11 protein-coding genes and 1 pseudogene are annotated in these 9835 nt (G+C 59.0%); 5 read left to right on the forward strand and 7 right to left on the reverse strand.

Annotation, left to right across the window (positions count from 1 at the left end):
* Positions 1-8: 8 nt before the first annotated feature.
* From GA0061102_RS23895 to GA0061102_RS23915, 5 genes are all read right to left on the reverse strand, one after another.
* The gene (locus GA0061102_RS23895) at positions 9-848 is read right to left on the reverse strand and encodes a lysophospholipid acyltransferase family protein (protein ID WP_092853932.1); all 840 of its coding nucleotides are present in this window, start codon (positions 846-848) and stop codon (positions 9-11) included.
* A 144-nt stretch (positions 849-992) separates the two neighbouring features.
* Positions 993-2981, reverse strand: a complete 1989-nt coding sequence (gene thrS / locus GA0061102_RS23900) for a threonine--tRNA ligase (RefSeq protein WP_092853912.1) — start codon at positions 2979-2981, stop codon at positions 993-995.
* Positions 2982-3108: 127 nt separating this feature from the next.
* Complete coding sequence (locus GA0061102_RS23905) at positions 3109-3639, reverse strand: DUF1697 domain-containing protein (protein ID WP_092853915.1); 531 nt, start codon at positions 3637-3639, stop codon at positions 3109-3111.
* 5 nt (positions 3640-3644) lie between these two features.
* Positions 3645-4067 (reverse strand): membrane protein insertion efficiency factor YidD, encoded by a 423-nt coding sequence (yidD, locus tag GA0061102_RS23910; RefSeq protein ID WP_092853934.1) that lies wholly within the window; start codon positions 4065-4067, stop codon positions 3645-3647.
* Between the two features lie 13 nt (positions 4068-4080).
* Positions 4081-4542, reverse strand: a complete 462-nt coding sequence (locus GA0061102_RS23915; RefSeq protein WP_092853917.1) for an iron-sulfur cluster assembly scaffold protein — start codon at positions 4540-4542, stop codon at positions 4081-4083.
* 292 nt (positions 4543-4834) lie between these two features.
* Here GA0061102_RS23915 and folE point away from each other — a divergent pair, with 292 nt between their 5' ends.
* The 3 genes from folE (at position 4835) to GA0061102_RS23930 (ending at position 6988) form a co-directional block, all read left to right on the forward strand.
* Positions 4835-5446, forward strand: a complete 612-nt coding sequence (folE, locus tag GA0061102_RS23920) for a GTP cyclohydrolase I FolE (protein ID WP_092853919.1) — start codon at positions 4835-4837, stop codon at positions 5444-5446.
* Between the two features lie 25 nt (positions 5447-5471).
* Complete coding sequence (gene hisI / locus GA0061102_RS23925) at positions 5472-5921, forward strand: phosphoribosyl-AMP cyclohydrolase (RefSeq protein WP_092853920.1); 450 nt, start codon at positions 5472-5474, stop codon at positions 5919-5921.
* A 107-nt stretch (positions 5922-6028) separates the two neighbouring features.
* Complete coding sequence (locus GA0061102_RS23930; RefSeq protein WP_092853922.1) at positions 6029-6988, forward strand: patatin-like phospholipase family protein; 960 nt, start codon at positions 6029-6031, stop codon at positions 6986-6988.
* Between the two features lie 163 nt (positions 6989-7151).
* Here GA0061102_RS23930 and GA0061102_RS23935 read toward each other — a convergent pair whose 3' ends face one another.
* Entirely contained in the window at positions 7152-7586 is a 435-nt protein-coding gene (locus GA0061102_RS23935; protein WP_004123286.1) for a CBS domain-containing protein, read from the reverse strand.
* Between the two features lie 167 nt (positions 7587-7753).
* Entirely contained in the window at positions 7754-8521 is a 768-nt protein-coding gene (locus GA0061102_RS23940) for a rhomboid family intramembrane serine protease (RefSeq protein WP_092853924.1), read from the reverse strand.
* 315 nt (positions 8522-8836) lie between these two features.
* Between GA0061102_RS23940 and GA0061102_RS33640 the strand changes: the two are divergent.
* Together GA0061102_RS33640 and GA0061102_RS23950 are read left to right on the forward strand one after the other, a co-directional pair.
* Positions 8837-9184 (forward strand): annotated as a pseudogene (locus GA0061102_RS33640) (PAS domain-containing protein); the annotation flags it as partial.
* 388 nt (positions 9185-9572) lie between these two features.
* The coding region (locus GA0061102_RS23950) for a transposase (protein ID WP_092853936.1) at positions 9573-9835 on the forward strand (263 nt) is incomplete at its 3' end.

The raw sequence follows: 9835 nt of genomic DNA on the forward strand, positions 1-9835 counted from the left end.
CCGGTCCGTCACCCTGCCCTTCGGCGCAGCATTTTCCGCGGCGGCGCCATCGAAAAGACGGCGCTATAGAGTTTCGAGAGCAAGTCTTTGCGGTCGTTACCTTCGCTCAGCGATTCCCAGCTCATTAGTGCGCCGATATGTGCCGTGATCGTGCTCCCTGAGAGGCGTCGGAACTCGCGGATCAGCAGCGATATCCGCAGCGTCATCGAGATGCGGCTCGCCAGATGGAACAAGCGGCCGTTCTGCCCCTCGAAATAGATCGGAATGACGCTCGCGCGCGCCGCCTGGATGAGCTTGGCCGGAAATATCTTCCATGGAAGGTCTTCGGCCCGGCCGAAACCCTTCTTGGCGGTTGCCACGCCGCCAGCAGGAAAGACGATGATGGTCGTGCCTTCCTTGAGCAGGCGAACGGCCTCATGGCGCGTCTTCATGTTGATCGCCATAGCTTCCTTGGTTTCCTCGAAGGAAACGGGCAGCGAATAGTCGTTCATCTCCGGCACCTTCAACAACTCGTTGTTGATCAGCACCTTGAAAGGGCGGCCGAGCTGTTCGGCAAGCGCGAGCACCGCGATCCCGTCACCAATGCCATAGGGGTGATTGGCGACGATGACGATCGGCGCGTCGGGAACTTGCCGTAAGGGCCATTCGCCCTTGGCAAGCAGGCGGACATTGATGAGGTCGAGCATCTTGCCGAAGACGCGATCGCTCTTGCCGATAATATCGCTGCGCCAGATGTCATAGAGCCTGGCATAACGGTCGCGGCCGGACAGGCCTTCGATGGAGCGGATGAACCAGCGTTTGATGCGCGGATCCCGTTCATTGGCGTAGGATAGTTCTTTGAAATCCAAATGCGCGACGGGCTGCCCCGCTCCTATCGTTTCGCTGCGCCGCATCTGACGGCCGCAGCAACGCTTTGATTTATCAAGTATATGAAAGTTCTATGTCAGTTCTCTGACGACACCCTGAAGGTGCCGTCAGAGATAATTTCACATTCAGGCGGCCTTGGAGCGACGTGCGTCCTGCTTGCGCAGAATATCGGGCGCGGTCGCCTCGAGCGAAAGCGATGCGATCGCCTCGTCGAGCGACATGGAGGTCTGCGACTGGCTGCCGAGGCGGCGGATGTTGACCGAACGCTCTTCGGCTTCCTTCTTGCCGCACACAATGATCACCGGAACCTTCGTTACCGAATGCTCGCGGATCTTGTAGTTGATCTTCTCGTTGCGGAAGTCGGTCTCGACGTCGAGGCCGGCATCGCGCAGCGCTTCGGCTACTTCTTCGCCATAGGCATCAGCCTCGGACGTAATCGTCGCCACGACCACCTGCAGTGGCGAGACCCACAGCGGCATGTGCCCGGCGAAGTTCTCGATCAGGATGCCAAGGAAGCGTTCCATCGAGCCGCAGATGGCGCGGTGGATCATCACCGGCTGCGTCTTTTCGGAGTGCTGGTCGATGTAGAACGCACCGAAGCGCTCCGGCAGATTGAAGTCGACCTGCGTCGTGCCGCACTGCCATTCACGGCCGATGGCATCCTTGAGCGTATATTCGAACTTCGGCCCGTAGAACGCGCCCTCGCCCGGCAGAATGCCGGTCTTGATGCGTCCTTCGGACTGGGCCTCGATGGTCTTCAGCACGTCCATCATCACGCTTTCGGCGCGATCCCAGAGTTCATCCGAGCCGACACGCTTGTCGGGGCGGGTCGAGAGCTTGACGACGATCTCCTTGAAGCCGAAGTCCTCATAGACCGACAGGATGAGATCGTTGATCTTCAGGCACTCGGCGGCCATCTGCTCATCGGTGCAGAAGATATGGGCGTCGTCCTGCGTGAAGCCGCGCACGCGCATCAATCCATGCAGCGCGCCCGAGGGCTCGTAACGATGCACGTTACCGAATTCCGCAAGGCGGATCGGCAGTTCGCGGTAGGACTTCAAGCCATGCTTAAAGATCTGGATGTGACCGGGGCAGTTCATTGGCTTTAGCGCGAAGACGCGATCGTCATCGGTATCGTCGCCCGCGACGGTGACCTTGAACATATTGTCGCGATACCAACCCCAGTGACCCGAAGTCTCCCAAAGCGACTTGTCGAGCACCTGCGGTGCGTTGACTTCCTGATAATCGCCCTGCAGCCGCCGGCGCATATAGGACACCAGCGTCTGGAACATGCGCCAGCCCTTGCCATGCCAGAAGACGACGCCGGGGCCTTCTTCCTGGAAATGGAACAGGTCCATTTCGCGGCCGAGACGGCGATGGTCGCGTTTCTCGGCTTCGGCAAGGATATGCAGATAGTTGTCGAGATCCGCTTGCTCGGCGAATGCCGTGCCGTAGATGCGCGTCAGCATCGGATTGTTGCTGTCGCCACGCCAATAGGCGCCGGCTACCTTCATCAGCTTGAAGGCATTGCCGATCTGGCCGGTCGAAGCCATGTGCGGACCGCGGCAAAGGTCGAACCAGTCGCCCTGGTAATAGATCTTCAGATCCTGACCTTCAGGGATAGCATCGACCAGCTCCACCTTGTAGCTCTCGCCCTTGGCAGCAAAGACTTCCTTCGCCTTCTCGCGCGACCAGATTTCCCTGGTGAACGGCTTGTTGCGCTGAATGATCTCGCGCATCCGCTTCTCGATCACAGGCAGATCATCGGGCGTGAACGGCTCGTTCTTGGCAAAGTCGTAGTAGAAGCCGTTTTCGATGACCGGGCCGATCGTCACCTGCGTTCCGGGCCAAAGTTCCTGCACGGCTTCGGCGAGAACGTGTGCGGTGTCGTGGCGGATCAGCTCCAGTGCACGGTCGTCCGTGCGGGTAATGATCTCGATCTTGCCGTCGGCCACCGGGTCGGAAAGATCGCGCACGGTACCATCGATGGCAATGGCGACAGCTTTCTTGGCAAGCGACTTGGAAATGGATTCGGCGACATCGCGACCGGTCGTGCCGGCAGCAAAGCTGCGCACGGAGCCGTCGGGAAATGCCAGGGAAACGGATTGGGACATCTATATTCTCCTTGTCCAGTCCCGCCAACGAATGCGGGTGGTTTCGTAAATGCGGACTAAGTAAATGCTTACTTATGTCCGGGCGCCTGATAGCCGTATTTGGCTATTTAGTAAAGGAAAAGCGGTGCTAGCGGCCGATCATCTCGGCCAAACCGCGCACCGTGTTCCAATTCCGCATCGTTCCGATGCCGAGCCGCTTTGTCGTCAGTGCAGGCAGCAATTTCGTCTCACTGGCCTTTAAGCCGAAATCGATCCAGAGATCGCCGTCGACAACGGCCATGCGTTCGCCGTTCTGCCGATATTTCGCAAGTGTATCGAGGATTTCAGGTTCAAGCGGCTTGCGCATGACGCGAATGATGACTTCGCTGCCGATGCCGTCGAGAAAGGGATTGCCATCGGCAAGTCTCAGCCATGTCTCCGCCTCGCGGACGATGATATCGACATGCTTGCCGAAAACTGTCGCAAATCCGGCTTCGAGCTGTGCCTCGATCGATGCGATCGGCTGAGCATCCGCTTCGAAAACCAGATTGCCGGTAGCGACAAGCGTCCGCACGTTCCGCAAGCCCAAACTCTCCGCCATTGCCTTGAGATCGGCCATAACGACCCTGCGCCCGGCACCGAGCACGATGCTGTAAAGCAGCGCCACGTAGACAGTCATGCGGATCAGGCTGCCTTCTGTCCGAGGCGGAAGTAGCGCCAGGGCGTCCACCAATGATAGTGCTGTTCCAGCTCGCCAGGCACCGGATCGAGCCCGCTCGTGCCGCCAGGCCCGCAGCGTGCGACGCGAAACAGCGTCATCCAGCCTCCGGCCCAAAGCCCGTGGCGGGCAACAGCCTCATAGCCGTATTCCGAGCAGGTCGGGATATGGCGGCAGGAATTGCCGACAAAGCCGGAAAGCGTGAGTTGATACAGGCGAATGAGGCCCATGCCGAAAAGCCGATCCGGCGTCTTGCGGAAAGGGCCGGAATAGTTGCGCGATTTTACCGCCTTGTCTCCAGCCGGTGATGTATCGCGCCACGCTCGCTTGGAGGGAGCAGCGCCGCCCTCATCTTCATCGTCATCCTGCATGAGACAGAATTGGCACATGATCAACGCCCACTCAGACGGCTTCAGCCGTTTTGGCATTTCCGCCTTGATGCGCCGCCTCGATCTGCCCGATCGCATCCACGACGGCATCGAATGTCAGCATCGTCGATGCGTGACGGGCCTTGTAATCTCTAACAGGCTTCAGATAGCGCATATCCTCGAAACGCCCGCTCGGACCCTCGCCGTCTGCCTTGAGCATGGCAAGCATATCCTCGCGAGCCTGGCGCAACTCTTCCGCCGAAGCGCCGACGACATGGCGGGCCATGATCGAAGACGACGCCTGACCAAGCGCGCAGGCCTTGACGTCATGGGCAAAATCGGTCACCACATCGCCGTCCATTTTCAGCCAGATTTTTACGCGAGAACCGCACAGTCTGGAATGGGCCTGGGCACTGGCATCGGCGTCAGGAAGACTGCCGATACGGCCGATATTGCCGGCAAACTCCAGAATTTTGCTGTTGTAGATGTCGTCCATCTCAGATTTTGCTCCGATGCACCCGTCAGTGTTTCGTAACAAAAAACACAGCGTGTCCGTTTAGGACACTTTCACAGGGACAATGCCATACTATATGTATGTCGTTCGAAGACCATAGAAATGCAATGGTCTCGTGTAAGTTTGATGGGAAACCGTGCAGGACGGCAGGCTTGTCCGCCAGCCAGAACGCCCCGGAGCCCGCCAAAGGTGCAAAATCTCCGTGCCTCGGGGAATGCCAGTGGCGAGTCCGACAAAATGATATCCGCGTAGCGGGTCAGGAGATCCACAGGTAATGGACGCCATTGTAAAGAACTTTCCGCAAGTCGTTGATTCCGATCGTCCGTCGCAGAAGGAAGCTGAGGACGCCGTCCGCGTTCTGCTTCGCTGGGCCGGCGACGATCCGCAGCGCGAGGGCCTGCTCGATACGCCGGCGCGCGTCGCCAAGGCCTATCGCGAGCTTTTCGGCGGTTACGATTTGAACCCCGAGGATGTCCTTGGCCGCACCTTTGAAGAGGTGTCCGGCTATGACGACATCGTCCTTGTGCGCGACATTCCGTTTTTCTCTCATTGCGAACACCACATGGTGCCGATCATCGGCAAGGCTCATGTCGGCTATCTGCCGAACGGCCGCGTACTGGGCCTCTCCAAGATCGCCCGCGTCGTCGATATCTTCGGCCGCCGCCTGCAGACGCAGGAAGCCATGACGGCGCAGATTGCGAACGCGATCGACGATACGCTGCGCCCGCGCGGCGTGGCCGTTATGATCGAGGCAGAGCATATGTGCATGGCCATGCGCGGCGTGCAGAAGCAGGGCTCCTCGACGCTGACGATGACCTTCACGGGTGCCTTCAAGGCCGATGCTGCCGAACAGGCCCGTTTCATGTCTTTGGTCCGGGGTCGCTGACCGGGGTTCAACGAAAGAGCCTGAGATGAATCTGATTTTCAATGCGCCTTCGGAGAACAAATCCGAGCTTGAAGACGCCGGCGATTTCACGCCGCGCTTCGACGATCGCGGCCTGATCACCGCGATTGTGACCGATGCGCATGACGGCGAACTCCTGATGGTCGCGCACATGAATGCGGAAGCCCTGGCTTTGACGATCAAGACCGGCACGGCGCATTATTTCAGCCGCTCTCGGGGAAAACTCTGGAAGAAGGGCGAAACCTCCGGAAACCTGCAGGCGGTGAAGGAGATCCGTACTGATTGCGATCAGGATGCAATCTGGCTCAAAGTAGAGGTCGCGGGACACGACGCAACGTGTCACACTGGGCGCCGTTCCTGCTTCTATCGCACCGTTCAGCTGGAAGACGGAAAGCCGGTGTTGAGCGTGGTCGACGAACACCTGCATTTTGATCCGGAAGAAGTCTACAAACAGTAGACCTGACGGCGAAACACGCCAACAAGCTGCAACCAGTATACGATTTGGAAACGAAAAAGGGACAGTATTTTAGCAAGAGGCACATATGGCCTCGGAGGAGGCTTTAAATGCTGAATTGGGGGTTGAATCGTCTTAACGGCGGCCAGAACTCGACCGGTTTGAGCACCTCGCAAGATACATCCACACCGCTTCTCGCTCCAGCTCCTCCCAAGAGGGTCAAGATCGCGCTGGCGCTTGGCGGCGGCGCGGCGCGCGGCTGGGCGCATATAGGCGTGTTGCGCGCCCTGGACGAGGCGGGCATAGCCGTCGGCATGATCGCCGGCACGTCGATCGGCGCCCTGGTGGGCGGCTGCTATTTTGCCGGCAAGCTAGACGAACTGGAGGCCTTCGCCCGCTCGCTGACCATGCGCCGCATCGCAAGCCTTCTCGATCTGACCATCGGCGGCAGCGGCCTGTTCGGCGGCATGCGGCTGACCAAGCGCATGCAGGAACATCTCGAGGGTCTGTCGATCGAGGATCTTGGCCACCCGTTCGTCGCCGTCGCTTCGGAACTCAACACCGGTCATGAAGTGTGGATCGCCAACGGATCCCTGATCACGGCACTGCGCGCTTCCTACGCCTTGCCCGGCATCTTCGAGCCGGTGCGCTCCAACGGACGAACGCTGGTCGATGGCGCGCTGGTCAATCCCGTTCCGGTTTCCGTGTGCCGCACGTATGAGCAGCCGTTGGTAGTTGCAGTAAATCTGCACTACGACCTCTACGGAAGATCTGCTGTGATCAAGCACAATGTCAGTCCTCCCAACGGCGATCATCAGCGTCGCGACGACACGCCCGCCACGAAACTCGGCATGACCGGCGTCATGGTACAGGCTTTCAACATCATACAGGATAGAATTGCGCGCGCCCGACTTGCCGGCGATCCGCCCGATCTGGCGCTGCATCCGCGCCTAAGCGATGTCGGCCTTTCGGAATTTCATCGTGCCGGCGAAGCGATAGAGCGCGGCTACGAGGAGGCATCGGCAAGATTGACCGAAATCCGGCGCATGCAGGAAGCCTACGCGCGCTAAGACGCGGGTTCGAAAAGGCCTGTGATCGAACTGAGCGCCTCTCCGCCCGGGATGCGATAGGCTCTACGGAAGTGGGGCAGTCCCGTCCTTCGCTTTCAGCTCAGGCCTTCGTCGTTGCAATCGACCCACCGGATCGATTGCTTGAACTCCGCCCGCTCGTTCCTCACCCGGCAATATAGGCCTTGATCTGCTCGGTCTCGAGCTCGATCTCGCGGATGCGCCATTTGACGACGTCGCCGATCGAGATGATGCCGGTCAGTTTGCCTTTTTCTTCGACGGGGACGTGACGGAAGCGACCCGACGTCATCAGCCCCATCAGCTCATCTGTCGTGGTGTCTTCCTTGCAGCGCTGCACCTTCGCGGTCATGAGCGACGCGATCGGCTTATCGAGGGATTCCGAGCCATGCTTGGCAACGGCATTGACGATATCCCGCTCGGTGAAGATGCCGGAAATCTTGCCGTTCATGCCGACGACGACAATCGCGCCGATGCGTTTCTGATTGAGTATCTTGGCGGCCTCTGCGACCGTCGTGTTACCTCCGGCGGTAACGACATCGCGGCCCTTGGCATCAAGTATGGCCTTCACGGAAACTGACATTCGATCCTCCCATCTCGAAAGCATGTGAACACTTGAAGCATCCGATATGTTCCGAAATTACCCCCGGAGCTCAAACCGGCGCTTTGCCCGTCGGTCGAGTCGATCTCCTCTGTTCTGCGACCGACGGATAGCGATCGTGCACTTGTGTCAGCGAGAAAGCAACAGCTTCATTCGTCCAATGGAGCAGCTTCTTGCTCTTCCATGCGCGGATGCCGATCAAACAGCGCAAAGAGCAGAAAGCCGAAGAGAAAGCCGCCGATATGGGCATCCCACGCGACGGGCTGTGAGCTGTCGCCGGCAAGTGTGATGCCGAACGCGACGAGCGCATTACCGGCAATCCACATGACGATATAGGCAACGACCGTGCGGCTCCGCAGCGCGCCGAGAATGCCAAGGCGCGGATTGAGATGCGCCTCCCGCATGGAAACCCGGCGTCCGTCGGTGACGGGAAAGGCGAAGCGGCAAGCAGCACCCATCAGCGCCGAGACGACCCCGGACGCGCCGATCAACAAGGTTTGATCGCCCCAGAAGAGCGCCGCATGCATGAAAGCGGAGGCGGCGGACGAGAGAATCCAGAAGATCACATAGCGTGCGGACCCGATGCGTCGGGCCACCGGCGCTGCAAACACCATCAACCAAAGGCTGTTGAAGACGATATGCTCGACGCCGCCATGCAGCAGCGAATAGGTGACGGGCGTCCAGAGCCATTCGAGGCCCTGCTGCGACAGCGGAAATGCGTAACGGGCAGGCATGAAGCTGAAGGTGAAGTAAATCCAGTTCAGCGTATCGTCCGACCATGATGGCACGTTCATAAGCGCAAAGACGGCAACCAGCACCGCGAGGCTGACAAGGATCACCGGTGGCAGATTGAAGGCCGGAACGCGCTGCGGCCGCGGATCTTCCGGCTCTTGGCGCGGCAGCTGTTCATCGTCCATGTCTTGCTCTGCTTTTCTTTAGATGTGATCGACACATAGCGCAGCGAAACTCAAAAAAAAAGCCGCCCGGATGCCGGGCGGCGTATCGGGCGATTCTGTATGGGATTGGCCTGCGGAGCCGGTCCCGCGCCCTATAAGTTCGTGCTGAAGGTCACTTGGTGAAGTGATGGGCAATTTCTTTCATTTGCCGCCACGAAAGGCAATCGAAACCATTCGTTAACCCTAATGCACCGGTTCTGGCATGAAACTGGCAGGGCTTTATGTGAGAGCAAAGAACGCTCCCGGAATTGAACTGTATTGGGACACCGACGTACCATGTACCAGAAAACGAGCGCCGAAATATTTACTTACTGGGAGCAGATCCGAGGCAATGCGGATGCGCCCTTGCGCAGTTTGATACAACCGTCGGCGGTCAGCCATATTCTCCCGGAGCTGTTCATCCTGGAAAATACCGCCGACAGCAATCCGCGCTTCCGCCTGGCCGGCACGACGGTCTGCAATCTTATGGGGCGGGAGATCCGAGGCGAAGATTTTGCAGTCCTCTGGGCCGGCAGCCAACAGGAAGACCCGGTACGCATCGCTGCCGGTGTAATGAAGCATGTCGTTCCCGCCGTGATCAGGGCAACCGGCTATTGCATCAGCGGCCGCAGCGTGGCTTTCGAAATGATGCTGATGCCTTTGCGCAGCTCTGGCGATATCTGCGACAGATTGCTGGGCTGTCTGACGCCCGCAGCTCCGGCCCCGTGGCTCGGCAACGAGTGCCTGGAGTTCCTTGCGTTCGACTGCAGCCGCCTGCTTTACGACCGACCTGTCCGCCTCCTCGATTCACCGCCCCATCCGGATCCGACCGATCTTCTGCCGCCTCAGGAAAACATCCGCTTGGGTGAGTGGATGCGCAGGAAGTTAAATCTTGCGATGGGTGGTCGGGGTGCTCTTGAGAGTGAACCACTGCGGGACAAAACCGGCCGGCACTTTGGAGTGAACCCCTGGGGCTGGACCACGGGAAACGGAAAAACTGATACGCTCTGTGGGCCTCAATCGGAGAAGGCTCATGAAATCCCGAGGTCCATATCGGCGGCACTCGACGCCGTTCAAATTGCAGCTTTGTCAGGATATTCGAAGCGGTGTCATCGGACGGCGAGATGCGCAACGTACTTACGGCGTCTCGGCCAACCTCATTCAGTTGTGGCTGACCCAGTTCGATCGCGGCGAACTCAGCGATGAGGAAGCCGAAGCGAGCGTCATCGCCGAGTATGAGGCGCAGATCGCAGCACTTGAACGCAAGGTTGGCCAACTCACGATGGAACTGGACCT

The organism is Martinezella miluonensis, from assembly GCF_900094545.1.
GTDB lineage: Bacteria > Pseudomonadota > Alphaproteobacteria > Rhizobiales > Rhizobiaceae > Rhizobium > Rhizobium miluonense.